This is a genomic window from Pseudomonas sp. B21-028 (assembly GCF_024749045.1).
Taxonomy (GTDB): Bacteria; Pseudomonadota; Gammaproteobacteria; order Pseudomonadales; family Pseudomonadaceae; genus Aquipseudomonas.
The window spans coordinates 497,467-522,839 of sequence record NZ_CP087184.1 but is presented as its reverse complement, the minus strand read 5'-3'; the positions used below and the strand labels follow the sequence as shown (position 1 = coordinate 522,839).

Genomic DNA, 25,373 nt, shown 5'->3' with positions numbered 1-25,373 from the left:
GGAGAAATATATCGGCCGCCTTCGCGAGTAAGCCCGCTCCCACAAAGGGAACCGGAACCCCCTCTCAACTCAACTTGAAGCTTCCCATCTGTCGAGCCAAATCATCCGCCAGGCGCTGCAAGGTCTGGCAGTCGTCGCGACAAGCCCTGACCTCCCCAGCCGTAGCCCGCGCCAAGTCAGAAATCCCCTGTACATTGCGGTTGATCTCCTCAGTTACCGCCGACTGCTCCTCGGTAGCCGTCGCCACCTGATGATTCATGTCGCTGATGCGCTCGACCTGCCCTGTGATCGCCGTCAACGAAACACCAGTGCGCTGGCTCGACTCCACCCCAGTTCCCGTAGCCGCTTGCCCGGTGTGCATGGACGACACCGCATTTTCCGCCCCTTGCTTGAGGCTGCCAATGATCTGCTGGATTTCATCGGTGGATGCCTGGGTCCGTCGCGCCAGGGTGCGGACTTCATCGGCCACGACAGCAAAACCACGCCCCATGTCGCCGGCGCGGGCGGCTTCGATGGCGGCGTTCAGCGCCAGCAGGTTGGTCTGCTCCGAAATACCACGGATCACCGCCAGCACCTGATCGATGGACGCTACCTGATCCGCCAGCTGACCCACGGCCGCCGCCGCAACGCCGATCTCATCGGACATGCTTTCAATATGCCGGATCGAACCACCCACCACCTCCCGGGCCTGCAACGCTTCATCCCGGGCGGTTTGAGACGCTACAGCGGCGTTGCCCGCATTTTGGGCGATTTCCTGCACCGTGAGGCCCATTTCGTGGACGGCGGTGGCAACCATGTCCGTCATCTCCTGCTGCCGACCGGAGCGCTGGGCCGTGTTGTCCACTACGAGGGCTACTTGGCCGACTGCGGTGCGCAGGCGTTCGCTGGTGGCGAGTACTTCGCCGATCATGCCCCGTTGGCTTTCCAGGAAGCGATTGAAACCCCGCGCCAGATCACCCAGCTCATCGGCACGACTGGAATCTAACCGGTGGGTCAAATCTCCACCACCGCTACCGATAGCAACCAGCGCCGCTGTTACCTGGCGAATCGGACGGATCAATCCGCGAGCCAGCAGCACCACCAGAAGCAGGCATATGAACGCCACACCGAGGCCGATAAAACAGCTCATCCACATGGCACGACGGGCCTCGGCATAGATCTGCGACTGGGGCACTTCGGCCACCAGGGTCCAGCCCAGGTCACGCAGCGGCAGGCTCAGGGCGAGGAACTCTTCGCCGTCGCGCACGAACGCGCTGCTGGAAAGGTCTTTCTGTCCCATGACTGCCTGGGCGGCGGGAGCGCCGATCTGTTCGGACAATTGACGCTTGCCACTGAACCGGGCTTCGGGATGAACCTGGATCAGCCCGTCAGACCGCACCAGATAGACTTTGCCGCGCTCGCCAAAGCTGAAGTTCTCGATCAGTTGCGACAACTCCTTGAGCCGCAGACCAAGCCCGGCAATGCCGACAACCTTGCCAGCCTGTTCGACCTTGAGGTCGATAAACAACGTCAACTCACCCGTGGAGGTGTCACTGTCGATATTGAGGGTGCGCGGCTGGTTGCCATCCAGGAAGGAGTAGAACCACCCATCGGAAGGGTTGCTTCGGGCAAGGGTCCGGTCCAGGCCTTTTTCCGTGTAGTAGCGACCGGAATCGGCGCCCACGATCAACGCGGTAAAGGCGTTATGCCCAGCGCGGATACCTTCCAGATAACGCACGAAACCGGCTGTAGCTGCGCTGTCTTCCCCCCCGGCCAGCCACTCTTTCACCATGCTGTTGCTGGCGATGTCCTTGGCGGCCGTCAGCGGCTGGACCAGAATTCGCTCGATATCATTGCGCGTCGCTTCGATGCTCGACGGCAATGCCTGCTCCACGAGGTACTGCTGGGCAAGGCGATTGACCACGAGGGTATAAACGCCAACCACGATGAGAATGCTCACCAGCAGGGCGGTGCCCATGCCCAGAATCAACTGCCACTGAATACTGCGTCGCCAGAACCACATGAAGCACCCCCAGGGAATAAGATGCTGAAATCGCTGCAACAGCCGTGCCGATTGTATACAACCTTATCGACAATCTATTTCCTGGGTGTACTCACATTATTTTCAGGCTTGCTGGATAGTCTTGGAAATCACATCGACCGTGGCGTTGACCTGCTCTTGATAACGGTCGAGTTCGGCCTGGTGCTGCTTCTGCATTTCCATCTGTTGCGAACACAGGTTCATGGCCGCCAACACCAACAGACGGTCGCCGATCAGCGTCGGGTATTTTCTCTTGGTATCGGCCAGGGCGGCCTTGAGCATTGCAGCGGCGTCCAGCAAGGCCTGTTCCTGCCCGGCCGGCGCCTTGATCGAATAGTCTTCTCCCAGGATCGAGACGACCGTCACCCCATCGGCGCCGTGCTTCATGCGCTGACAGGACCGGTGCTGGCCCGCTCGATCAATGCCTGGATACGGGCGGCGGTAGTGCCGTGGAGTTCTTCCTGTTCCATCAGGCTCAGTTGCAGGCTTTCGTTTTCATCCTTGGCCCTGGCAAGTTCCGCGCTCAGGGTTTCGTTCAGGCCGGTGAGGTGACGATTCTGTTGCACCAGGTCATTGACCAGTTGTTCCAGCTGGCTGAGGGATGTTTCCAACATATTGATTTCCAGGCTTTTTCAAGGGGCGCGTACGATAAAGAAAAGTCATCGCCGATGCCATGGCTTGCAGGGCGACGATGCTTCGCTGGCGAGCTGTAGAGACTGCGAATGGGGAATCTGGTTCCTGCCCTTCGTCGCACCGACGATGTGGCTGTGCGACAAAAGCACGCAGCTGCCTCAAGACTTCAATCCCATGACCGATAAGTCAGTGACACCAGCCACAGCCCGCACGGACGCGCCTCTTCCCGGTACCCTCCATGTCCCTACGTAATATGAATATCGCGCCGCGGGCGTTCCTGGGCTTTGCCCTGATCGGCGCCCTGATGCTGGCGCTTGGGGTGTTCGCCCTGACCCAGATGAGCAAAATCCGCAGTTCCGGGGAGAATATCGTCGAGAACAGCGTACCCAGTATCCAGGCCCTGGACGAATTCACCCAGCTCACCCTGCGCCTGCGCGTATTGTCCTATCGCTTGCTGGTCAACCGCGAGCCGGATATCCAACAGAAAACCTTTGAGCTGTTCGAACAACGCAACCAGCAGATCCGCGTGGCCCAGACCGCCTATGAAAAACTCATCAGCGCTCCTGAAGAGCGGGCCGCTTATGATCAATACGTACAGCTGCTGGGTCAGTATCGTCAGCTCGAAGAGCAGATGAAGACGCTGTCACGCAACAATCAGATCGATGAGTTGCGCACACTGCTCAACACTGAGCTGCTGAGTAATTCAGACGCCATCAATGTCGTCATCAACCGGTTGAAGGAGATCAACAATCAGCAAGCCGAGGCGCTCAACCAAATAACGAAGCAACAGTACTCGACGGCTTTCAATTGGGTCGTTGCTCTGCTGGTCATCGCCACCGGCCTGACCTTGCTGTTCGCCTGGCTGCTGACCCACAGCATCACCCGCCCGATTGGCAGCGCCCTGGACGCCGCCGAAGAAATTGCCAAGGGCAACCTGACCTTACCAATCACCGTGGATGGCAATGACGAAGCCGGTCGCCTGCTGCGGGCGATGTCGACCATGCAGGAAAAGCTGCGCGACACCCTGCAGCGGATCTCCGGCTCGGCCACGCAACTGGCATCCGCCGCCGAAGAGCTCAACAGCGTCACCGACGAAAGCGCCCGTGGCCTGACCCGGCAGAACAACGAAATCGAACAAGCTGCCACCGCAGTCAACGAAATGACCAGCGCCGTGGAAGAAGTGGCGCGCAATGCGGTCAGCACCTCCGAAGCGTCGAAGAACGCTACCTCCTCCGCCGGCGACGGTCGGGACCTGGTGCAGGAAACCGTCAGCGCCATCGAACGCATGAGCGCCGATGTGCAAGGCACCGCCACGCTGATCGGCAACCTGGCGGATGAATCCCGCGACATCGGCAAGGTGCTGGACGTGATCCGCGGCCTGGCGGACCAGACCAACCTGCTGGCCCTGAACGCCGCCATCGAAGCCGCCCGTGCCGGTGAAGCCGGTCGCGGCTTTGCCGTGGTAGCGGACGAAGTGCGGGCCCTGGCCCATCGCACCCAGCAGTCGACCAGCGAGATCGAACGCATGATCGGCAGCATCCAGAGCGGCACCGAACAGGCCGTGGACTCGATGCGCAACAGCACCGAACGCGCCGAGTCGACGCTGAACATCGCCCGCGGCGCCGGCCTGTCCCTGGACACCATCAACACCGCCATCGTCGAAATCAACGAACGCAACCTGGTGATCGCCAGCGCCGCCGAAGAACAGGCCCAGGTGGCCCGTGAAGTGGACCGCAACCTGGTGAACATCCGCGACCTGTCGGTGCAATCGGCCACCGGCGCCAGCCAGACCAGCGCCGCCAGTGCCGAACTGTCGCGCCTGGCGGTGGACTTGAATAGCATGGTGGGGCGGTTCAGCCTCTGACCTGTTCGCGTTGCGGGCTTTGCTCTCTTCTGTGGGAGCAAGGCTTGCCCGCGATGAAGGCACCACGCTTCCTGGGCCCAGCTTCGGCCTCATCGCGGGCAAGCCTTGCTCCCACAGCAGCGAAAAATCTCCGCCCCCTGAAGGCAAGCCAAACCTTTTTTGACAGCATCACATTTCAACAGGTTAGAATCGCTGGCACGCAGGCTGCATGGTCAGTTTGTGCCCGTCTTTCAGTTTTCCCGGAGTACTGCCTTTGACTGCGACGACCATCAACAGCCTGTTCTTGATCGGCGCGTTGCTGGTAGGTGCGAGCATCCTGGTCAGTTCTCTTTCGTCCCGCCTGGGCATTCCGATCCTGGTGATCATCCTCGCCGTGGGCATGGTCGCCGGCGTCGATGGGGCCGGTATTCTTTTCGACAACTACGCCACGGCCTATCTGGTCGGTAACCTCGCGCTGGCCGTCATTCTGCTGGACGGTGGCTTGCGCACGCGGGTCTCTAGTTTCCGTGTGGCCTTGTGGCCGGCGCTGTCGCTGGCGACGGTCGGGGTGTTGATCACCACCGGATTGACCGGCCTGGCGGCGGCGTGGCTGTTCAACCTGAACCTGATCCAGGGCCTGCTGATCGGCGCCATTGTCGGCTCGACCGATGCCGCGGCGGTGTTTTCGCTACTGGGCGGCAAGGGCCTGAACGAGCGGGTCAGCGCCAGCCTCGAGATCGAATCCGGCAGCAACGACCCCATGGCGGTGTTCCTGACCGTGACTCTGATCGGCATGCTCGCCAGCGGCCAGACCGACCTGGAATGGAACCTGGTTGGGCATCTGGTGCGTGAGTTCGGCATCGGTGCGGTGCTCGGCCTGGGCGGCGGCTGGCTGATGTTGCAACTGGTCAACCGGATCAACCTGGCCAACGGCCTCTACCCGATTCTCGTCATCAGCGGCGGCCTGGCCGTGTTCGCCCTGACCAACGCCCTGCACGGCAGCGGTTTCCTGGCGGTGTACCTGTGCGGCCTGGTCATCGGCAATCGCCCGGTGCGCAGCCGCCACGGCATCCTGCACATGCTCGACGGCATGGCCTGGCTGGCGCAGATCGGCATGTTCCTGGTGCTGGGTCTGCTGGTGACGCCCCATGACCTGTTGCCGATCGCCCTGCCGGCCCTGGGCCTGGCGCTGTGGATGATCCTGTTCGCACGGCCGCTGTCGGTCATCGTTGGCCTGCTGCCCTTCAAGGCCTTCCATGGTCGCGAGAAAGCCTTCATCTCCTGGGTCGGTCTGCGTGGCGCGGTGCCGATCATCCTGGCGGTGTTCCCGCTGATGGCCGGCCTGCCCCACGCCCAGCTCTATTTCAACCTGGCGTTCTTTATCGTGCTGGTGTCGTTGCTGGTCCAGGGCACGAGCCTGCCCTGGGTTGCCAAGTTGCTGCACGTCACAGTCCCGCCGCAACCCTTGCCGATTTCCCGGGCAGCGCTGGAGGTTCATGTCACCAGCGAGTGGGAGTTGTTCATTTATCGCCTTGGCGCGGAAAAGTGGTGCATCGGCTCGCCCCTGCGAGACCTGAAAATGCCCGATGGCACACGTATCGCGGCGCTGTTTCGTGGCCAACAACTGCTCCATCCGTCGGGTAGTACGGTGCTGGAAACCGATGATCTGCTCTGCGTGATCGGCCATGAACATGACCTGCCGGCCCTTGGAAAACTGTTCAGCCAGGCGCCGCAAAGGGGCCTGGACCTGCGCTTCTTCGGCGACTTCGTACTCGAAGGAGACGCCCAGCTGGCCGCGGTTGCAGCCCTGTACGGCCTGAAGCTGGACGGCATCGATCCGGACATGTCCCTGGGCCGCTTCATTGCCCAGAAAGTCGGTGGCGCGCCGGTGGTCGGCGACCAGGTGGAGTGGAACAACACCTTGTGGACCGTCGCGGTCATGGACGGGAACAAGATCGGCAAAGTGGGCGTCAGATTCCCCGAAGGAAGTCGCCCGGGTCCCGGCTTGTTCCTCTAAACTGCTCCCATTCTTTAATTTGCTCGTCCGGTCTCTATGCCTACCCTGCGCTCTTTCTTCGCCATCGCCCTGCTGGGGCTGAGTCTTTCCGTCTGTACGCTGCAAGCTGCTGAACCGCCCACGAGCGACTCGGTGCAGGCCAGCCTGGACAAGATCGCCGACCGCAAACTGCCGGAAGCCGACCTGAAAGCCTTGCAAGCCGTATTGCAGGACACCCTGGCCCAGCTCGCCAGCAAGGCTGACTATGAGCGCAAGCTGCTCGCCCTCAAGCAACAGTTGGCCAGCGCACCAAAGCAGGACATCGAAAACCAGCGCGAACTGGCGCGGCTCAAGAACACTGCGGTGGTACCCGTGGCGCAGCGCTACGCCAACCTGCCGATTCCCCAGCTCGAGCAAATGCTGACGGAGCGCTCCACTCAGCAGAGCGACCTGCAAAAGGCCCTCGCCGACGCCAACAGCCTGATCATCACCGCCCAGACCCGCCCCGAGCGCGCCCAGGCCGAAATCGCCAGCAGCCAGACCCGCATCCAGCAGATCAATAGCATCCTCAAGGCCGGCCGGGACGCCGGCAAGCCCCTGAGCGCCGAACAACGCGACCAGCTCAACGCCGAACTGGCGGCCCTCAACGCGCTGATCCCGTTGCGTCGCCAGGAACTGGCCGGCAACAGCCAGTTGCAGGACCTGGGCAACGGCCAGCACGACCTGTTGATGGAAAAAATTTCCCGCATGGAGCAGGAAATCCAGGACCTGCAGAACCTGATCAACCAGAAGCGCCTGGCCCAATCCCAGGAGACGGTGACCCAGCAGTCCATCGAAGCCCAGAAGGCCGGCGGCAGCAGTCTGCTGGCAACCGAAAGCGCGACCAATCTGAAGCTCTCCGACTACCTGCTCAAGAGTACCGACCGCCTCAACGAAGTGACCCAGCAGAACCTGCGGACCAAGCAGTTGCTGGACAGTGTCACCCAGACCGACGCAGCCCTGGATGAGCAGATCAGCGTGCTCAAAGGCAGCCTGTTGCTCTCCAAGATCCTCTACAAGCAACGCCAGACCTTGCCGCGTCTGAAGCTGGACCAGAACCTCGCCGACCAGATCGCCGACATCCGTCTGTACCAGTTCGAAGTCAGCCAGCAACGGGAGCTGCTGAACAATCCGGGCACCTACGTGGACAACCTGTTGGCGTCCCAGCCGTCGGAGCAAGTCACGCCGCAGTTGCGCAAGACTCTGCTGGACCTGGCCCTGACCCGCATCGACCTGCTGGAACGCCTGAGCCGCGAATTGAGCGCGGTGCTCAACGAATCCATCACCCTGCAGCTCAACCAGAAACAATTGCTCAGCACCGCGCAAAGCCTGCGGGCGACACTCGAAGAACAGATGTTCTGGATTCCCAGCAACAAACCGCTGGATTTCGAATGGATGCGTGCCGTGCCGGCTCGCCTGGAAAAGCAGGTCAACTCGTTGCCCTGGACCTCGAGCCTCAGTGAACTGGCCGACGGCCTGACACAGCGGCCGCTGCTGTTTCTGCCCCTGGCTTTGGTGATCGGTGCGCTGCTGTGGCGACGCAAGCATCTCTATGCCCGGTTGAACAAGGTTCATCAGGACGTGGGCCACTTCAAGCGCGACAGCCAATGGCACACACCCCAGGCGATCCTGATCAATATCCTGCTGGCAATGCCAGTGGCCCTGGCGCTGGCCCTGTGCGGCCTTGCGTTGCAGATCGATGCCCGCGGCCAGAACGCCAACCTCGGCGCAGCCTTGTTGCAGATCGGCCAGGCCTGGCTGGTGTTCTATACCGCCTATCGCGTGCTGGCACCCGGCGGCGTGGCCGAGTTGCATTTCCGCTGGGAGAAACCGCAGGTCGAATTCCTCCAGGGCTGGATCCGTCGCCTCGGGCTGGTGGTGCTGGCGCTGGTAGCCGTGGTGGCTGTGGCCGAGTTGCAGCCTTCGACACTGGCCGATGACGTGCTGGGCATGCCAGTGGTATTGACCTGCTACGCCCTGATGGCCTGGCTGCTCAGCCGCCTGTTGCTCAGCAGCCCGACCCACCGCAATGCCTCCCTGTTCCGCAAGGCCGTCGGGGTGATTTTCACCGCGTTGCCCATCGCGCTGTTCGTCGCGGTGTGCTTCGGCTACTACTACACCGCGCTGAAGCTCAGCGACCGGCTGATCAATACCCTGTACCTGTTGATGTTCTGGCTGGTGATCGAGGCCACCTTCGTCCGCGGCCTGTCGGTAGCGGCCCGGCGCCTGGCGTACCAGCGTGCCCTGGCCAAACGCCAGGCGGCCAAGGAAGCCGGCGATGGCGAAGCAGTGGTCGAGGAACCGACCCTGGACATCGAGAAGGTCAACGAGCAGTCCCTGCGGCTGATCCGCCTGGCCCTGCTGGGCGGTTTCATCGCGGCGCTGTACTGGGTCTGGTCGGACCTGATCAGCGTGTTCTCCTACCTGGACAACATCACCCTCTACGAATACACCAGCGGCACCGGCGTCAACATGAGCATGGTGCCCATCAGCATCGGCGATTTGCTCGGTGCATTGATCATCGTCGGCATCACCTTCGCCCTGGCGCGCAACCTGCCCGGCCTTCTGGAAGTGTTCGTGCTGTCAAAACTGAACCTGGCCCAGGGCAGCGCGTACGCCACCACCACGTTGCTGTCCTACGTGATCGCCGGCGTCGGCTTCGTCACCACCCTGTCGACCCTGGGGGTGAGCTGGGACAAATTGCAATGGTTGGTGGCCGCGCTATCGGTGGGCCTGGGCTTCGGCATGCAGGAGATCTTCGCCAACTTCATTTCCGGGATCATGATCCTGTTCGAGCGTCCGGTACGGATCGGCGACACCATTACCATCGGCAACCTGTCGGGCACGGTCAGCAAGATCCGCATCCGCGCGACCACCATCACCGACTTCGACCGCAAGGACATCATCGTCCCGAACAAGACCTTCATCACCGGGCAACTGATCAACTGGTCGTTGACCGATACCGTCACCCGGGTAACCCTGAAACTGGGCGTGGACTACGGCTCGGACCTGGATCGGGTCCGGGAATTGCTGCTCAAGGCTGCCCGCGACAACCCGCGGGTACTGAAGGAACCGGAACCGATCGTGTACTTCCTGAACTTCGGGGAGAGTACCCTGGACCACGAATTGCGCATGCACGTGCGCGATCTCGGCGACCGCAACCCGGTACTGGACGAGATCAACCGTTTCATCAACCGTGAGTTCAAGAAGGAGCACATCAACATCTCCTTCCGGCAGATGGAAATCTATCTGAAGAACCTCAGCGGCCAGGAATACAAGCTGGTGCCCACCGAGCCCGACAAGAAAACCATTACGCCCGTGCCCTCGACCGTAGCCAGCATCAAACCGGTGCCAGAGCCGCCGCAAGACACACTCGACTGATGCGCGGTGCCACAAGGCATCGCGCCGGAGACGGCCATGAAAACGCTGGAAACCTTGTCCTTCGATAACCGCTTCGCTCGCCTGGGCGACAGTTTTTCGGCCCATGTGTTGCCCGAACCCATCGACAACCCACGACTGGTCGTCGCCAGCCCGGCAGCCATGGCGCTGCTGGACCTGGACCCGGCCGAAGCCCAGGCACCGCTGTTCGCCGAGCTGTTCGGCGGGCATAAGTTGTGGGCCGAAACCGAGCCCCGGGCGATGGTGTACTCCGGACATCAGTTCGGCCACTACAACCCACAACTGGGTGATGGCCGAGGCTTGCTGTTGGGCGAGGTGTACAACGAAGCCGGTGAACACTGGGACCTTCACCTCAAGGGCGCGGGCCAGACGCCGTTCTCCCGGATGGGCGACGGACGAGCCGTGTTGCGTTCTTCGATCCGTGAATTCCTGGCATCCGAAGCGCTTCATGCCTTGGGTATCCCCACCACCCGCGCCTTATGCGTGATCGGCTCGGACACCCCGGTGTGGCGTGAAAAGCAGGAGCGCGCCGCCATGGTGCTGCGCCTGGCGCCGAGCCATGTGCGTTTCGGTCATTTCGAGTACTTCTACTACACCAAGAAACCCGAGCTGCATGCAGCCCTCGCCGAACACGTGCTGAACCTGCACTTCGCCGAATGCCGCGAACAGCCGGAACCGTACCTGGCGATGTTCCGCGAAATCGTCGAACGCAACGCCGAACTCATTGCGAAATGGCAGGCCTATGGTTTCTGCCATGGCGTGATGAACACCGACAACATGTCGATCCTGGGCATCACTTTCGACTTCGGGCCGTTTGCCTTCCTCGATGACTTCGACGCCAATTTCATCTGCAATCACTCCGATGACCAAGGGCGCTATTCCTTCAGTAACCAGGTGCCCATCGGCCAGTGGAACCTCAGCGCCCTGGCCCAGGCCCTGACGCCGTTCATCAGCGTCGAAGCCTTGCGCGCGACCCTGGGCCTGTACCTGCCGCTTTACCAGGCCCATTACCTGGACCTGATGCGCCGGCGCCTCGGCCTGACCCGCGCCGAGGACGATGACCAGAAACTGGTGGAGCGCCTGCTGCAACTGATGCAGAACAGCGGCGTCGACTACAGCCTGTTCTTTCGGCGGTTGGGCGATCAATCTCCAGAACAGGCCGTCGCCAGGCTGCGGGACGACTTCGTCGACCTTATGGGCTTCGACGCCTGGGCCGCACTTTATATCGCTCGCGTCGGCCGTGAAGGCAGCGTCGATCAGGAGCAGCGCCGTATCCGCATGCACGCGGTGAATCCGCTGTATGTGCTGCGCAACTATCTGGCGCAGAACGCCATCGATGCAGCCGAGTCGGGCGACTACGAAGAGGTCCGCCGCCTGCATACCGTGTTGAGCCGCCCGTTCGAGGAGCAACCGGGCATGGACAGCTACGCGCAACGGCCGCCGGAGTGGGGCAAGCATCTGGAGATCAGTTGCTCGTCCTGAATGCCTGTGGCGAGATCATCAGATGAAGGTCTCGACCGATACGCCAAAGCGCTCGGCCAACCAGCGGATCTGCCGCAAGTTGAGCTGACGCTTGCCACTCAATATTTCCGAAACTACCGACTGGGTACCTACGCCCGGCAAATCACTCTGGCTCATGCCGTGCTCGCGCATCAGATAACGAAGCGCCTCGACACCGCTAGCCTTGGGCATGGGCCGGTGTTGATGGTCCCAGGCCTCGATCCATTCTCCAATGATGTCCACCAGGCTCATCAACGGATGTGCCTCATCTTCACCCACCCGCTCCAGCAACTCATCAAGAGCACCGGCCAGCCGATCGTAATCCTCTTCGTCCTTGGGTTTGCGCAGCAGAGGCGAGACAAACTCCCAATGGGCGGCCACTTGTTCTATTAGCGCACTCATTCCCTTTCCTCCTTCCACTTGCCTCTGTCGTATTCTTGATGATCCAGCACACATTTGATGTACAAGCGCTGAGGCCGGTATCGAACCACAGCGATCAGGCGCAACTTGTTTCCACCAATATCAAAAACATGCAGCGGGCCGACTTTATCGGTGGCGGGAAAAATGGCCTTCATCGCTGCGAAGTCCGACGGACTGTTGCGCTTGATCAGTCGATACCATTGGTCCAATGCACCGGCCGAGCGTGGCCACCTCTCCTTTGCTTCCCAAATGCGCTTCTCAGTGATCACATGCATGCAACGTCCTTATCGCATTTTGCTATGGAGGAGTTAAACACAAATTCGGAGTATCGCAAATTGCGATTAAACCGAAGAGGCAGACGCTAGGCTGCCGTCCTACTCAGCCTAGCTATCTGAAAGTTGAGGCCTCACTTAAAAGATGTGAGCAGATATGAAGAAACCCGCTTACCCGACCTTATCGTTCCCCTGCTCAGGCGTCTCGATTCCCGGCTCTGCCTCTGCGGCATCCTTGTCAGTTGGTTTGGCCGGCGTTTTTTTCTCGGGATAGCCGGGCAGGCCGCGGGCATCTTCCGGGGTCAGTTCGTCTCGTTCGTGACGACGATCAATGGCATAGGCTGGAGCGGCGTTCGGGTCTTCGTCGCGACCGGCGGTGCCGAGTACCCAGCCGTCGTCGTTGGGGTTGTCCTGCGGTGCGTGCGTGACAGGTTCTCGAGGATGGCTCATGGGACCTCCTTGGGTTGCGAACAGATGCGTTGTGGTCTTTTTGAGGCCATCGAAGGGCGTCAGTGCGGCGCATCTGATGAATGGCAACCTTGATAAACCGCCTCGGCGACACCAGATCAGCGTCATGACTGTTTTTTGGAGCCCACCATGTCTGAGCCGATGCTGATTCCCTGCCCCCATTGCAACGGGCTCAATCGCCTGGCTGCCGAACGTTTGGGCGACCAGCCCAAGTGCGGGCGCTGCAAGGCCCCGGTGCTATTGGACAAGCCGTTCGAACTGAAACAGGGTGACTACGCCAGCCAGGTCAAGGGCGACCTGCCGCTGTTGGTGGATGTGTGGGCGGATTGGTGCGGGCCCTGCAAATCCTTTGCGCCGGTATTCGAGCAGGCTGCCACGCAACTGACCGGCAAATGCCGGCTGGCCAAGCTCGACAGCGAAGCCAATCCCCAGCTGTCGGCACAGCTGGGGATTCGCTCGATTCCCAGTCTGATCCTGTTCAGGAATGGCAAGGAGGTCGCGCGCCAGAGCGGAGCGTTGCCCTTGCCGCAATTGATGAGCTGGCTGCGCAGCCAGGGGATCTGAAGCTACTTCATTGTGGGAGCGAGCCTGCTCGCGATGCGCAGGCACATTCAACATCAATGTGCCTGTCAGTCCGCTATCGCGAGCAGGCTCGCTCCCACATGGGCGGCAGAAGCCTGTTGATCAGGCGTTTTCCAGCAACCCATGCAACTCCACGAACTGCTGGGTCAGCTTGTGCCGTGCGTCCAGGTGAATCAGCGGGAGGCTGGCCTGATGGGATTCACGCATGCGCACCGAACTGCTCAGGTACACCGGCAGCACCGGCAAGCCCTCGGCGATCAGTTCGTCGAGTATCTGTTGCGGCAGGCTGGCCCGGGCCTGGAACTGATTGACCACGATGCCTTCGATCTCCAGGCCCTCATTATGGTCCTCCTTGAGTTCTTCGATTTCCGCCAGCAGGCCATACAACGCCTGACGGGAAAAACTGTCGCAATCGAACGGGATCAATACCCGATCTGCCGCAATCAACGCTGAAACCGCATAGAAATTCAGAGCCGGCGGCGTATCCAGGTAAATCCGATCGTAATCCTCGTCCAACTCTTCGAGCAGTTTGCGCAGCTTGTTGATCTTGTGTTTCGCCTCAAGCTTGGGCTGCAGATCCGTCAGCTCGGCAGTGGCGGTGATGACATGCAGGTTATCGAACGGCGTTTCGTAGATATCGACCTTGTTCTTCTTCGAAAAGGGGCCGGACGACAGGGTTTGCTTGAAGAATTCGGCAATGCCCATGGGGATGTCGTCGCCGGTGAGGCCGGTCAGGTATTGGGTGGAATTGGCCTGTGCATCCAGGTCAACCAACAACGTGCGATACCCTTCGCTGGCACTGACGGCCGCCAGATTGCAGGCGATGCTGGACTTGCCCACGCCACCTTTCTGATTGAATACCACGCGCCGCATGTCAAAACCTCCGTGTATCAAAGATCCCCGAGTGTAGTAGGCGATGACACCGCTTCGCTACCTTCAACACGGATGGCCTACAGCGTTAGTGGCTTTTTCCGGTCAATAAGCGTCAATTCGCCAGGAGGATGACGGAAGCAACTGACAGACAGCTTGGGCATAATCGCAATAATGAGATGGCCGAGCCGGGACGAACCCACCGTCAGGTTTTCCCGCTTAAATGTAACCATTGTTTGCTACAAGCCAACGGCACCGGGATAATGCGCGCCATTTGGGTCGCAAGGCCATGCTGGGTTGAACGCGGGTCAAACCACTGAACCGTGACAATAAAAAGCCCGCAGGGGTGGGATGAATCTTTTGCTCAATTTCAATATCGCCCAATGGCGCGCATGGGCCCCTGGGCTCGAAAGCGTGGACGACTGGCAGGCGTGGAGCCGACAGCCGGTGATATTGCCCGCCAACGATGTCGCCCCCGATGTCTCGTTCCTGCCGGCCATGCAGCGCCGCCGTCTCAGCCGCCTGGCGCGGATGGCCTTCAGCGTCGGCTGGCCCCTGGCCGAAGGCCGGCCGAACCTGCCGTTGGTCTTTATTTCCCGCCACGGCGAAACCCCGCGCACGTTCGAGATCCTCAAGGACCTGGCAGCCGACCAGCCGTTGTCGCCCACCCAGTTCAGCCTGTCGGTGCATAACGCAGTGATCGGCCTGTGGTCGATCATGCGCAACGAAACCAGCGAGATGACCGCCCTGGCCGCCACCGGCGACGGGCTGGAACATGGTGTACTGGAAGCCGCCGCGCTGTTGAATGAAGGTGCACCAGCGGTATTGCTGGTGATCACCGAAGAACAACCGCCCCAGGTCTATGCGCCTTGGGTCGACGACGTACCGTTTCCCTATGCGATGGGGCTTCTGCTGACCCGGGGCGACGACTGGCAACTGGCCCTGTCCACCCCGGAGGTTCAACCGCCGGGCAGCGACTGGCCCCATGCCCTGGATCTGCTGCGTACGCTGCTGAACAACGAAACCACCTGCCAACATGCCTGGAAGAATCGTGTATGGACCTGGCAACGCAACCGGTGACCGGCAAGCATCGCGACGCCTATTACTGGCGCCTGCTCGCGACCGCCGCAAGCTTCGCCCTGTTCGGGCTGGGCGGGCTGTGCCTGCGGTTGCTGGTGTTTCCGCTGCTGGCCTGGTGGCCCGGCGATCCCGAGGTCCATCGGCAACGGGCCCGGCGCACGGTTGGACGGCTGTTCTGGTTCTTCATCCGGTTCATGGCCCGCACCGGCGTGCTCACCTATCAGATCGACGGGGCAGACAAACTCGGCCGGCCCGGGCAGATGATCATCGCCAATCATCCGTCGCTGATCGACGTGGTGTTTCTGATCGGACTGGTGCGCGATGCCAACTGCGTGGTCAAGCAAAGCCTCTGGGACAATCCCTTCACCCGCGGCCCGTTGCGCTCCACCCAGTACATCAGCAACGACGGCAGCATGGACATGCTCGACGCCGCCAGCGACGCCCTGAAGAATGGCCAGACCCTGATCGTGTTCCCCGAGGGTACGCGCACCCAGCCAGGCAAAGCGCCGGCCTTTCATCGGGGTGCCGCGGCCATCGCCCTGCGGGGTGCGAAAATCCTTACGCCCGTGACCATCAAGGTCAGCCCGACCACCCTGACCAAGGCCGAACCCTGGTATCGCATTCCCCAACGCCGCGTGCACTTCAGTTTTCACGTGGGGGCCGATATAGATCCACAAGCGTTCACCACGCTCGGCCCACCGCCCCTTGCTTCGCGCAGGCTCAACGATTTTTTGCATCACTATTTCATCAAGGAGCTCGCCGAAGATGAGCGATCTGCACCGTGACATCAAACAGCTGATCATCGACGCCCTCGGCCTGGAGGACATCGAGGTCGACGACATCGGTGATCACCAGACCCTGTTTGGAGAAGGCCTGGGCCTGGACTCCGTGGATGCCCTGGAGCTTGGCCTGGCGATCCAGAAACAGTACGGCATCAAGATAGATGCCGACGCCAAGGACACCCGCAACCATTTCAGCAATGTGGCAAGCCTTGCGGCCTTCGTCACTGCAAAACGCGCTTGAGACCGGACCATGCAAACTCGTGACGACATTTTCAACACCCTGCGCGATGCCCTGGTGGAGCTTTTCGAACTGGACCCTGAGCGCGTGACGCTGGAATCGAACCTGTATCAGGACCTGGAAATCGACAGCATCGACGCAGTCGATCTGATCGACCACATCAAGCGCCAGACCGGGAAGAAAATCGCGGCCGAAGAATTCAAGACAGTGCGCACCGTCAACGACGTGGTCGAGGCGGTCTATCGACTGGTCCAACCGGCCGCATGAGCCGGCTGATTGGCCTTGGCCTGCTATTGGCGGGCCTGTTGTACCCCTTTGCGGTGTATTTCGGCATGGAGCATTTCGCCCCCTGGCAGTTCGGACTGCTGCTGGGTAGCCTGTGGCTGGCTCGGGCCTTGCTCGTCAACCGGAGGCTCGGCAAAGGCGGGCCGGGCAATTTCTGGATGGCGATCGCGGCGATCATGTTCTGCGGGTTGCTCGCGCTGTTCGATAACCCGCTCCTGCTGCGTTGGTATCCGGTACTGATCAGTGCCTTCATGCTCGGGATATTCGCCCTGAGCCTGAAATACGGCCCGCCGATGATCGAACGCATAGCCCGCCTGCGTGAGCCGCAACTGCCGGCAAAAGCGGTGGTGTATACCCGCCAGGTCACGGTGGCCTGGAGTGTGTTTTTCCTGTGTAACGGTTTGCTCGCCGCCGCCCTGACCCTCTGGGCACCGCTGAGTTGGTGGATGTTGTACACCGGCCTGATTTCCTACGGATTGATGGGGCTGCTGTTTGCCATTGAATGGCTCATACGACAAAGGGTAAGAGGCCGCCCATGAATTGGATAAAACTTGAGCAGGTGCTGCTCAAGGCTCAGCCGGAGCGCGCAGTTGCAGTCGATCCGGCGCTCAGTCATTCGCAGCTGCGGGACGAGGCGCTGTGCCTGGCCGCAGGCCTGCGCGCTCGCGGTGTACAGCGTATGGCCGTGCACCTGGAAGACGCCGCCGACCTGGCCATAGCCCTGCTCGGTGCCTGGGGTGCCGGGGTGCGCGTCCTGCTTCCGGCCGACCTTCAGGCCCAGACCCGCCAGCGCTGGTCGGCCGAGGTCGACCTGTGGCTGACCGACCAACCTGGCGACACCCAGCCTGGCGACCTGCGGCTGGCCCCCCTGGAGCCTGTCGAGCTGGACCTCGACCAATGCTGGCTGAGCCTGTGCACCTCCGGCTCCAGCGGCGAGCCCAAGCGCATCGAGAAAAACCTGCGCCAGTTGAGCAATGAAGTCCAGGCCCTGGAGCAGTTGTGGGGCGACGACCTGGGCACGGCCTGCATGATTGGCAGCGTCGCCGCCCAGCACATCTATGGGCTGTTGTTCCGGGTGCTGTGGCCGCTGTGCGCCGGACGGCCGTTCGTGCGCCGGCAATTGGCGTTCCCGGAAGACCTGCAACGCGCCAGCCGCGAGCACCCGGTCTTCGCCTGGGTCGCCAGCCCGGCGCTGCTCAAGCGCATGGGCGACAACCTCGACTGGGCGGCCCTGAGTAGCGTGCGTCGGGTGTTCTCCTCCGGCGGCGCCTTGCCGGTCGAGGCCGCCCGGAGCCTGCGGCAGCGCCTGGGCCAATGGCCGACGGAGATATTCGGCAGTTCGGAAACCGGTGGCATCGCTTGGCGCCAGGGTGATGAACGGTGGCTGCCCTTTGCCGGTGTCGAACTGAGCCAGGACAGCGACGGCGCCTTGCTGATCGTCTCGCCCTATCTGCCGCCCGGCCACGTGGAACACACCGCAGACGCAGCGCGGATTGACGCCGATGGGCGCTTCGAACTGCTCGGACGCCTGGACCGCATCGTCAAGCTCGAAGAAAAGCGCATCTCCCTGCCAATGCTGGAACAGGCACTCATGACCCACGACTGGGTAAGCGAAGCGCGGCTGGGCGTGGTGCGGGAGAATCGCGCCTCCCTCGGCGCTCTGTTGGTACTGAGTGAAACAGGCCTGCGCGCCTTGCGTAACCAGGGCCGTCGCGCCGTGACCGAAGCGTTGCGTCGTCACCTGAGCGGGCATTGCGAGACACTGGCCCTGCCACGGCGCTGGCGCTGGCTACGCCAGTTGCCCCTCAACGCCCAGGGCAAGCTGCCCCAGGCCGAGGTCGAAGCCCTGCTGATGGCAGCGCGTCCAAAGACGCCTGACGTGCTGGAGCAGGTCGAGACCGACGGCGAATGGAACCTGCAATTGGTCGTGCCACCGGACCTGGCGTACTTCAGCGGCCACTTTCCCAGCGCCCCTGTCCTGCCCGGCGTGGTGCAGGTCGACTGGGCCCTGAGCCTGGGCAGGCAACTGCTGAACCTGCCGCCGCGCTTCGTCGGGATGGAAGTGTTGAAGTTCCAGCAACTGGTACGTCCTGGCGATGAAATCCAGCTGCATCTGCGCTTCGACCGCGAGCGCGGCAAGCTGTACTTTGCCTACCGCAATGATACGGCGGCGTGCTCCAGTGGGCGGATTGTCTTGGGGGCGGCTGATGCCTGATTTTCCTGAACACACCGCCCCATTGTGGCGAGGGGATTCATCCCCGCTCGAGTGCGCAGCACTCGCCAACGAATTGTGGTGCTGCACAGGACTTGGGGTCGCTGCGCAACCCAGCAGGGCGGTGCGACGCTTCGCTGAATCCCCTCGCCACAAGGATTCGGTGGAAGGCAAAAGACATGTATAACCCCTGCGCCATCATCCCCGTCTACAACCACGAAACCGCCATTACGGCAGTGGTCCAGGCCTTGCTCGCCAATGGCCTGCCCTGTGTATTGATCGACGACGCCAGCAGCCCGGCCTGCGCGGCGGTGCTGGAGCAACTGGCGGTCGATGAGCGGGTTCATCTGGCCAGGCTGGCGGTCAACCAGGGCAAGGGTGGCGCCGTTATGACCGGCCTGCGGGAAGCCGCGCGCCTGGGCTTCAGCCATGCCTTGCAGGTGGACGCCGATGGACAGCACGATCTCGGCGATGTGAAAACTTTCATCGAACAATCCCGCGTCCACCCGGAAGCGGTGATCTGCGGTTACCCGCAATACGACGCCAGCGTGCCGAAAGGTCGCCTGTACGCTCGCTACCTGACCCACGTCATGGTCTGGATCAACAGCCTGTCCTTGCAGATCCGCGACTCCATGTGCGGCTTTCGGGTCTACCCCCTGCCGGCGACCCTGGCGCTGATCAACTCGACGAACATTGGCAAGCGCATGGATTTCGATTCGGACATCCTGGTGCGACTGGCCTGGCGCAACCAGCCGATGTACTGGCTGCGCACCCGGGTCCACTACCCCCAGGACGGGGTTTCGCACTTCCGTCTGTTCCGCGACAACGTACTGATTTCCAGCATGCACACCCGCTTGTTCTTCGGCATGCTGGTACGTTCTCCCCTGATTCTCTGGCGACGGTGGCGGACATGAGTCTTCAGGCAGACAAACAGCACTGGGCCGACCGTCAGGAGCGCGGCAGTTTCTGGCTGATGAAACTCACGGCGTTCGCCGCCAAAGTGCTCGGCCGTCGTTTGCTGAGCCCGGTGCTGTACGGCATCGTCCTGTACTTCTTCATTTTCGGTCGCAGCGCTCGCCAGGCAGCCTGGCAGTATCAGCAGCGCCTGGCCGACTGGAGCGGCCGTATCGAGCTGCGCCCGACCCACCGGAAAGTCTTCGGGCAGTTCATGGCGTTCGCCGACTCGCTGCTGGACAAGCTCGACGTGTGGAACGGCAAACTGAGCATCGACCAGATCGAAATCGTCGATACGGCACTGCTGCGCAATCATCTGCGTGACACTCGCGGGCAGATGCTGGTGGGCGCGCATCTGGGCAACCTGGAAATGTGCCGGGCCCTGGCCGAACTGGGCGAAAAAGTCACCATGAACGTGCTGGTGCACACCAAGCACGCCGAGCAATTCAATCGGCTGCTGGGTGAAGCCGGCGCCACGCATCTGCGGCTGATCCAGGTCAGCGAATTGGATCCGGCGGTGATGCTGCAACTGAGCGAGCGCCTGGAGCGTGGCGAGTGGCTGGCGATTGCCGGTGACCGCGTACCGCTGCATGGCGGACGCAGCGTGACCGTGGACTTCATGGGGCACCCGGCCGCGTTCCCCCAGGGGCCGTGGTTGATGGCCGGCCTGCTGAAATGCCCGGTCAACCTGCTGATGTGTCTCAAGCACGAGGGGCGTTATCGCGTCACCCTCGAGCCCTTCGCCGATGCCGTGGTGTGGAAACGCACCGAACGCGAGCGAGTGATTGCCCACTGGGCCGGTCGCTACGCCGAGCGCCTGGCGCAGTATTGCCTCCAGGCCCCCCAACAGTGGTTCAACTTTTACCCATTCTGGAAGACCGATGACGATGCCCACTCTTGAGCCGGTAACCTTCGGCGAACACGCCCTGCGCATCGAAGACGTGCTGGCCCTGGCCAACCGCCAGGCGCCGACGCAGTTGCAGGATGATCCGGCGTTCCGCCAGCGCATCGCCAAGGGTGCGCAATTTCTCGACTCCCTGCTGGACAAGGAAGGCGTGATCTACGGCGTGACCACCGGTTATGGCGATTCCTGCGTGGTGGCCGTGCCGTTGCACCACGTCGAGGCCCTGCCGCGCCACCTGTATACGTTCCACGGCTGCGGCCTGGGCAAGTTGCTGGATGCCCAGGCCACCCGCTCGGTGCTGGCCGCGCGCTTGCAGTCGCTGTGCCATGGCGTCTCCGGGGTACGGGTCGAATTGCTGGAACGCCTCCAGGCCTTTCTCGAACACGACATCCTGCCGCTGATTCCGGAAGAAGGTTCGGTGGGTGCCAGCGGCGACCTGACGCCGCTGTCCTATGTGGCCGCGACACTCTCCGGTGAACGTGAAGTCATGTACCGTGGCGAGCGCCGGCTGGCCGCCGATGTACACCGCGAACTGGGCTGGACCCCGCTGGTGCTGCGACCCAAGGAAGCCCTGGCGCTGATGAACGGCACCGCCGTGATGACCGGCCTCGCCTGCCTGGCCTTCGCCCGGGCCGACTACCTGCTGCAACTGGCGACCCGCATCACCGCGCTGAACGTCGTCGCCCTGCAAGGCAACCCCGAGCACTTCGACGAGCGCCTGTTCGCCACCAAGCCACACCCGGGACAGATGCAGGTTGCCGCGTGGCTGCGCAAGGACCTGGCGATCGATGCGCCGACCGCGCCGCTGCACCGCCTGCAGGATCGCTACTCCCTGCGTTGCGCGCCCCATGTGCTCGGCGTGCTGGCCGACAGTCTGAACTGGTTGCGCGCGTTCATCGAAACCGAACTCAACAGCGCCAACGACAATCCGATCATCGACGCCGAAGCCGAGCGGGTGCTGCACGGTGGGCATTTCTATGGCGGGCACATCGCCTTCGCCATGGACAGCCTTAAGAACCTGGTGGCCAACGTCGCCGACCTGCTCGACCGGCAACTCGCCCTGTTGGTGGACGAGCGCTACAACCATGGCCTGCCGAGCAACCTGTCCGGCGCCAGCGCCGAGCGGGCGATGCTCAACCATGGCTTCAAGGCCGTGCAGATCGGCGCCAGCGCCTGGACCGCCGAAGCCCTGAAAAACACTATGCCGGCCAGCGTGTTCTCGCGCTCCACCGAGTGCCACAACCAGGACAAGGTCAGCATGGGCACCATCGCCGCCCGGGACGCGATCCGCGTGCTGGAGCTGACCGAACAGGTCGCCGCCGCGACATTACTGGCGGCCAACCAGGGCGTGTGGCTGCGCAGCCGTGCCGAGGACGCGCGCCCGCTGCCCCCGGCCCTGGCCGCCATGCACGAACAGCTGGCCGGGGATTTCCCGCCGGTCATCGAAGACCGCGCCCTGGAAGCCGAACTGCGCCTGTGCCTGCAACGCATCGCCGAGCAACACTGGAGGCTGCATGCGTAGCCAGGGCGTGCTGCATGTCGAGACGCAGATTGTCGTGCCGTTTTTCGACGTCGATTCGATGCACGTGGTCTGGCACGGCCACTACGTCAAGTACCTGGAAGTGGCCCGCTGCGCCTTGCTCGACCAGATCGACCACAACTACAACGACATGCTCGCCGCCGGGTACGCGTGGCCCGTGATCGACCTGCAGTTGCGCTACGTGCGCAGCGCGGTGTTCGGTCAGGCCCTGACCGTGCGTGCCAGCCTGGTGGAGTGGGAGAACCGGTTGAAGATCAACTACCTGATCAGCGACACGCTCACCGGCGAACGCCTGACCCGTGCCAGCTCGGTGCAGGTGGCCGTGGACGTCACGACCCGCGAGATGCTGCTGGTCTCGCCCCGGGTGTTTGTCGACGCCGTCGAAAGGAAACTGTCATGAAACGCCTGTCCCTCTGGTTGCTACTGTTCTGCCTGTCGCCCCTGGCCGAGGCCCAAACCTTCGACTTGCAGCAACTGAGCGAACAGCTGGCCCGCCCGGATGTCATCCACGGTCAGTTCATCCAGGAAAAGCACTTGCGCGCCCTGCCTCAACCACTCGTCAGCAAGGGGCATTTCGTGCTGGCGAAAAAGCAAGGCCTGCTGTGGCTGCTGCGGACGCCGCTGCAACAGGACTACCGCATCACCGCCCAGGGCATCGCCCGGCGGGATGGCAATGCTTGGCAGATGCTGCCGAACAAGAGTGCCGGCGCCGAGCAGAACCGGCTGTTCCTGGCCGTTTTGCAGGGTGACAGCACTGGCCTGCTGCGGGATTTCGAGCTGAGCCTGTCTGGCGAGCCGCAGCAGTGGAGGTTGACCCTGACCCCGCGCTCGGTGTTGCTCAAACAGGTGTTCAACCAGATCAACATCGACGGCGGCGACCTGGTACAGCGCATCGAATTGCTGGAAACCCAGGGCGACAGCACGGTGTTGCGCATGCAGGACAGCGTCGCCACGCAACCCTTGAGCGAAGCGGAGCAACATGATTTTGCCGAGTGAACGCAGCCTGCCACGACTGTTCCTGATCCTGCTGCTGGCAGTGCTGGCGCTCGCCGGTTGGCAATGGCGCAACGGGGCGCCACTGTCGGTCAATCTCATGGAGTTGGTGCCGGGCACGTCCCCCGATGCCCTGGAGCTTGTCGCTGAACAGCGCATGCAGGAGCCGCTGAATCGCGAGGTGCTGGTGCTGGTCGGTCATGCCGACCGCCAGCAAGCCATCGCTCTGGCGCAAACCCTTGGCGAACAATGGCAGGCCAGCGGCCTGTTCGATAAGGTCCAGTGGACGCTGCAAGCCGATTTGCCGGCGTTGCGTACGCAATTGCTGAACGGACGACTGGCGATGCTCTCGGGTGCGGATCGTCAGCAACTGATCGAACAGCCCCAGGCGTTCATCCAGCAGCGGGTGCAGGCTCTGTTCGACCCGTTCAGCGGCTTCAGCCTGGTACCGAGCCAGGATGACTGGCTGGGCCTGACCGGGCGCATCCAGAACAGCCAGCCCCAACGCGGCTCGATACAACTGGATGTGGGCAGCGGTGCATTGATCGCCGATGCCGACGGAAAAAGCTGGGTGATGCTACGGGCTCGCACCCAAGGCAACGCCTTCGACATGAACCTGCCGCTGCAAGTGGCCGATCTGCTGCAACGCAGCCGCGACCAGGCAAGCCAGGCCCAGGGCCAGCTGTTGGCAGCCAGCGGCTTGCTGTACGCCGCCAGCGGCCAGCAACAGGCATCAAAGGAAATCACCTGGGTCGGCGGTGGCGCGACCGTCGGCATTCTGTTGCTGTTGTTGCTGGCCTTCCGACGCCTGCGGGTGTGGCTGGCGTTCGTGCCGGTGCTGGTGGGCATGCTGTTCGGTGCGGTGGCCTGCGTGGCGCTGTTTGGGCACATGCACATCATGACCCTGGTACTGGGCTCGAGCCTGATCGGCGTGGCGGTGGACTATCCGCTGCACTACCTGTCCAAGAGCTGGAGCCTCAAGCCGTGGCGCAGTTGGCCGGCCCTGCGCCTGACCCTGCCGGGGCTGAGCCTCAGCCTGGCGACCACCTGCATCGGCTATCTGGCCCTGGCCTGGACGCCCTTCCCGGCCCTGACCCAGATCGCCGTGTTTTCCGCCGCCGGGCTGGTCGGCGCGTACCTGACGGCGGTCTGTCTGCTGCCAGCGCTGCTCAAGGGCATGGACCTGCGTCCCGCTCAATGGCCGCTACGGTTCTGCGAGCAATTGCTCAAGGTCCGCGAAGCACTGCTGGCTCGGGTTCCCGCGCCGATCCTGCTGGCGCTGCTGCTGATTTTCTGCGCCGGTGGGCTTTGGCACCTGAACACGAAAAACGACATCCGCCAATGGATCGGCACGCCCCAGCACCTGACTGACGAGGCCCGCGACATCGCCCGCATCACCGGTTTCCAGCCCACCAGTCAGTTCTTCCTGATCCGTGCCGATAATCAACCCCAATTGCTGGAGCGCCAGACCGCCCTCAACGAGCGGCTGGAACAGTTGATCGGCCTGGAAAAACTCCAGGGCTACCTGTCGCTGAACCAACTGGTCAGCGCGCCAGCCGAACAACAGAAGGTTCGTGAAGCCCTGGCCCGGCTCCCGGCGTTCTGGCACCCCCTATTGGACCTCGGCGTACCGGTCGCTGCCTTGCAGGCGGAGCTGGCCCAATTGCAGGCCTTGCCGGTGGAAGACATCGATGCTGCACTGTCCGGTCCGTTGGCCGAGCCATACCGCACCCTCTGGCTCGGCCCGACCGCGCAAGGCGTGGCCGCGATAGTCAGCTTGCAAGGCTTGAACGACGCCGCGCTGCTGCGCTTGCAGGCGGTGGACCTGCCCGGTGTGCAATTGGTGGATCGCCTGGGCGATCTGAACCGGGTGTTCGCCGCCACGCAGATCAGCGCCGCCGAACTGAAACTGGCTTCCTGCGTACTGATCGTGCTGGTACTGATCTGGCCGTTCGGCGTCAGGGCAGCTTTGCGCATCGTGGTCCTGCCGCTGCTGGCCGCGCTGTGCAGCCTGGCGAGCCTGGGCTGGCTGGGGCAGCCGCTGACGCTGTTCAGTCTGTTCGGTCTGTTGCTGGTGACGGCCATCGGTGTCGATTACGCGATCCTGATGCGCGAGCAGATCGGCGGCGCCGCCGTAAGTCTGCTGGGCACCTTGCTCGCGGCGATCACCACCTGGCTGTCGTTCGGCTTGCTGGCGCTTTCCAGTACGCCGGCAGTGAGCAACTTCGGCCTGGCGGTAAGCCTGGGGCTGGCGTTCAGCTTCCTGCTGGCCCCGTGGGCCGGGCGCCAGGCGCATGCAACGCCGGTGATGGAACCCGCCCCATGATGATTACCCCTCCTCTT

At 62.4% G+C, this 25,373-nt stretch carries 24 protein-coding genes and 2 pseudogenes; 18 read left to right on the top strand and 8 right to left on the bottom strand.

Annotated elements, in window-relative coordinates:
- Positions 1–64: 64 nt before the first annotated feature.
- From LOY35_RS28480 to LOY35_RS02350, 4 genes and pseudogenes are all read right to left on the bottom strand, one after another.
- A complete protein-coding gene (locus LOY35_RS28480) occupies positions 65–796 on the bottom strand; it encodes a methyl-accepting chemotaxis protein (protein ID WP_408981240.1) in 732 nt (243 codons plus the stop codon).
- A gap of 135 nt (positions 797–931) precedes the next feature.
- Positions 932–1,957: pseudogene (locus LOY35_RS28475) on the bottom strand (sensor histidine kinase); the annotation flags it as partial.
- 147 nt (positions 1,958–2,104) lie between these two features.
- Positions 2,105–2,407, bottom strand: a complete 303-nt coding sequence (locus LOY35_RS02355) for a cell division protein ZapA (protein ID WP_258630275.1) — start codon at positions 2,405–2,407, stop codon at positions 2,105–2,107.
- On the bottom strand, positions 2,404–2,634 hold the full coding sequence (locus LOY35_RS02350; protein WP_041024593.1) for a hypothetical protein: 231 nt from the start codon (positions 2,632–2,634) through the stop codon (positions 2,404–2,406). Before LOY35_RS02350 ends, LOY35_RS02355 begins: the two co-directional genes overlap by 4 nt.
- 257 nt (positions 2,635–2,891) lie before the next feature.
- On the opposite strand from LOY35_RS02350, the pseudogene LOY35_RS28470 reads away from it, so the two are divergent.
- The 5 genes and pseudogenes from LOY35_RS28470 to selO form a co-directional block, all read left to right on the top strand.
- A pseudogene (locus tag LOY35_RS28470) lies at positions 2,892–3,614 on the top strand (MCP four helix bundle domain-containing protein); the annotation flags it as partial.
- Between the two features lie 30 nt (positions 3,615–3,644).
- A complete protein-coding gene (locus LOY35_RS28465) occupies positions 3,645–4,517 on the top strand; it encodes a methyl-accepting chemotaxis protein (RefSeq protein WP_408981239.1) in 873 nt (290 codons plus the stop codon).
- Positions 4,518–4,770: 253 nt separating this feature from the next.
- The gene (locus LOY35_RS02340) at positions 4,771–6,513 is read left to right on the top strand and encodes a potassium/proton antiporter (RefSeq protein ID WP_258630261.1); all 1,743 of its coding nucleotides are present in this window, start codon (positions 4,771–4,773) and stop codon (positions 6,511–6,513) included.
- A 36-nt stretch (positions 6,514–6,549) separates the two neighbouring features.
- Entirely contained in the window at positions 6,550–9,912 is a 3,363-nt protein-coding gene (mscK, locus tag LOY35_RS02335; RefSeq protein WP_258630259.1) for a mechanosensitive channel MscK, read from the top strand.
- Positions 9,913–9,948: 36 nt separating this feature from the next.
- Positions 9,949–11,412, top strand: coding sequence for a protein adenylyltransferase SelO (gene selO / locus LOY35_RS02330; RefSeq protein ID WP_258630254.1), 1,464 nt, complete (start codon positions 9,949–9,951; stop codon positions 11,410–11,412).
- 18 nt (positions 11,413–11,430) lie between these two features.
- Here selO and LOY35_RS02325 read toward each other — a convergent pair whose 3' ends face one another.
- The 3 genes from LOY35_RS02325 to LOY35_RS02315 all read right to left on the bottom strand — a co-directional run bounded on the left by LOY35_RS02325 (position 11,431) and on the right by LOY35_RS02315 (position 12,572).
- Positions 11,431–11,832, bottom strand: coding sequence for a type II toxin-antitoxin system HigA family antitoxin (locus tag LOY35_RS02325; protein WP_258630252.1), 402 nt, complete (start codon positions 11,830–11,832; stop codon positions 11,431–11,433).
- Complete coding sequence (locus LOY35_RS02320; protein WP_258630250.1) at positions 11,829–12,125, bottom strand: type II toxin-antitoxin system HigB family toxin; 297 nt, start codon at positions 12,123–12,125, stop codon at positions 11,829–11,831. The genes LOY35_RS02325 and LOY35_RS02320 overlap by 4 nt, the downstream gene beginning before the upstream one ends.
- A 168-nt stretch (positions 12,126–12,293) precedes the next feature.
- On the bottom strand, positions 12,294–12,572 hold the full coding sequence (locus tag LOY35_RS02315; protein WP_258630248.1) for a hypothetical protein: 279 nt from the start codon (positions 12,570–12,572) through the stop codon (positions 12,294–12,296).
- Between the two features lie 147 nt (positions 12,573–12,719).
- Between LOY35_RS02315 and trxC the strand changes: the two genes are divergently transcribed.
- On the top strand, positions 12,720–13,154 hold the full coding sequence (gene trxC, locus LOY35_RS02310) for a thioredoxin TrxC (protein ID WP_258630247.1): 435 nt from the start codon (positions 12,720–12,722) through the stop codon (positions 13,152–13,154).
- Between the two features lie 120 nt (positions 13,155–13,274).
- Here trxC and LOY35_RS02305 read toward each other — a convergent pair whose 3' ends face one another.
- On the bottom strand, positions 13,275–14,045 hold the full coding sequence (locus LOY35_RS02305; protein WP_258630244.1) for a ParA family protein: 771 nt from the start codon (positions 14,043–14,045) through the stop codon (positions 13,275–13,277).
- 348 nt (positions 14,046–14,393) lie between these two features.
- Here LOY35_RS02305 and LOY35_RS02300 point away from each other — a divergent pair, with 348 nt between their 5' ends.
- The 12 genes from LOY35_RS02300 to LOY35_RS02245 all read left to right on the top strand — a co-directional run bounded on the left by LOY35_RS02300 (position 14,394) and on the right by LOY35_RS02245 (position 25,356).
- The gene (locus LOY35_RS02300) at positions 14,394–15,122 is read left to right on the top strand and encodes a beta-ketoacyl synthase chain length factor (protein WP_258630239.1); all 729 of its coding nucleotides are present in this window, start codon (positions 14,394–14,396) and stop codon (positions 15,120–15,122) included.
- Entirely contained in the window at positions 15,098–15,907 is an 810-nt protein-coding gene (locus tag LOY35_RS02295; RefSeq protein WP_258630236.1) for a 1-acyl-sn-glycerol-3-phosphate acyltransferase, read from the top strand. The genes LOY35_RS02300 and LOY35_RS02295 overlap by 25 nt, the downstream gene beginning before the upstream one ends.
- Positions 15,888–16,145: a phosphopantetheine-binding protein gene (locus tag LOY35_RS02290; RefSeq protein ID WP_024779865.1), complete on the top strand. Its 258-nt coding sequence runs from the start codon at positions 15,888–15,890 to the stop codon at positions 16,143–16,145. The genes LOY35_RS02295 and LOY35_RS02290 overlap by 20 nt, the downstream gene beginning before the upstream one ends.
- A 9-nt stretch (positions 16,146–16,154) precedes the next feature.
- Positions 16,155–16,409, top strand: a complete 255-nt coding sequence (locus tag LOY35_RS02285) for an acyl carrier protein (protein ID WP_024779866.1) — start codon at positions 16,155–16,157, stop codon at positions 16,407–16,409.
- Positions 16,406–16,966 (top strand): hypothetical protein, encoded by a 561-nt coding sequence (locus LOY35_RS02280; protein WP_258630231.1) that lies wholly within the window; start codon positions 16,406–16,408, stop codon positions 16,964–16,966. The genes LOY35_RS02285 and LOY35_RS02280 overlap by 4 nt, the downstream gene beginning before the upstream one ends.
- Positions 16,963–18,642 carry an AMP-binding protein gene (locus tag LOY35_RS02275; protein ID WP_258630229.1) on the top strand — a complete coding sequence of 560 codons (1,680 nt, stop codon included), beginning with the start codon at positions 16,963–16,965 and terminating at the stop codon, positions 18,640–18,642. Before LOY35_RS02280 ends, LOY35_RS02275 begins: the two co-directional genes overlap by 4 nt.
- A gap of 176 nt (positions 18,643–18,818) precedes the next feature.
- On the top strand, positions 18,819–19,553 hold the full coding sequence (locus LOY35_RS02270; protein WP_258630228.1) for a glycosyltransferase family 2 protein: 735 nt from the start codon (positions 18,819–18,821) through the stop codon (positions 19,551–19,553).
- Positions 19,550–20,494, top strand: a complete 945-nt coding sequence (locus LOY35_RS02265; RefSeq protein WP_258630227.1) for a glycosyl transferase — start codon at positions 19,550–19,552, stop codon at positions 20,492–20,494. Before LOY35_RS02270 ends, LOY35_RS02265 begins: the two co-directional genes overlap by 4 nt.
- Positions 20,475–22,019, top strand: coding sequence for a histidine ammonia-lyase (hutH, locus tag LOY35_RS02260; protein WP_258630225.1), 1,545 nt, complete (start codon positions 20,475–20,477; stop codon positions 22,017–22,019). The genes LOY35_RS02265 and hutH overlap by 20 nt, the downstream gene beginning before the upstream one ends.
- Positions 22,012–22,437 (top strand): thioesterase family protein, encoded by a 426-nt coding sequence (locus tag LOY35_RS02255; protein ID WP_258630224.1) that lies wholly within the window; start codon positions 22,012–22,014, stop codon positions 22,435–22,437. The genes hutH and LOY35_RS02255 overlap by 8 nt, the downstream gene beginning before the upstream one ends.
- Positions 22,434–23,033 carry an outer membrane lipoprotein carrier protein LolA gene (locus tag LOY35_RS02250; protein ID WP_258630222.1) on the top strand — a complete coding sequence of 200 codons (600 nt, stop codon included), beginning with the start codon at positions 22,434–22,436 and terminating at the stop codon, positions 23,031–23,033. The genes LOY35_RS02255 and LOY35_RS02250 overlap by 4 nt, the downstream gene beginning before the upstream one ends.
- A complete protein-coding gene (locus LOY35_RS02245; RefSeq protein WP_258630219.1) occupies positions 23,017–25,356 on the top strand; it encodes an MMPL family transporter in 2,340 nt (779 codons plus the stop codon). Before LOY35_RS02250 ends, LOY35_RS02245 begins: the two co-directional genes overlap by 17 nt.
- Positions 25,357–25,373 lie beyond the last annotated feature (17 nt).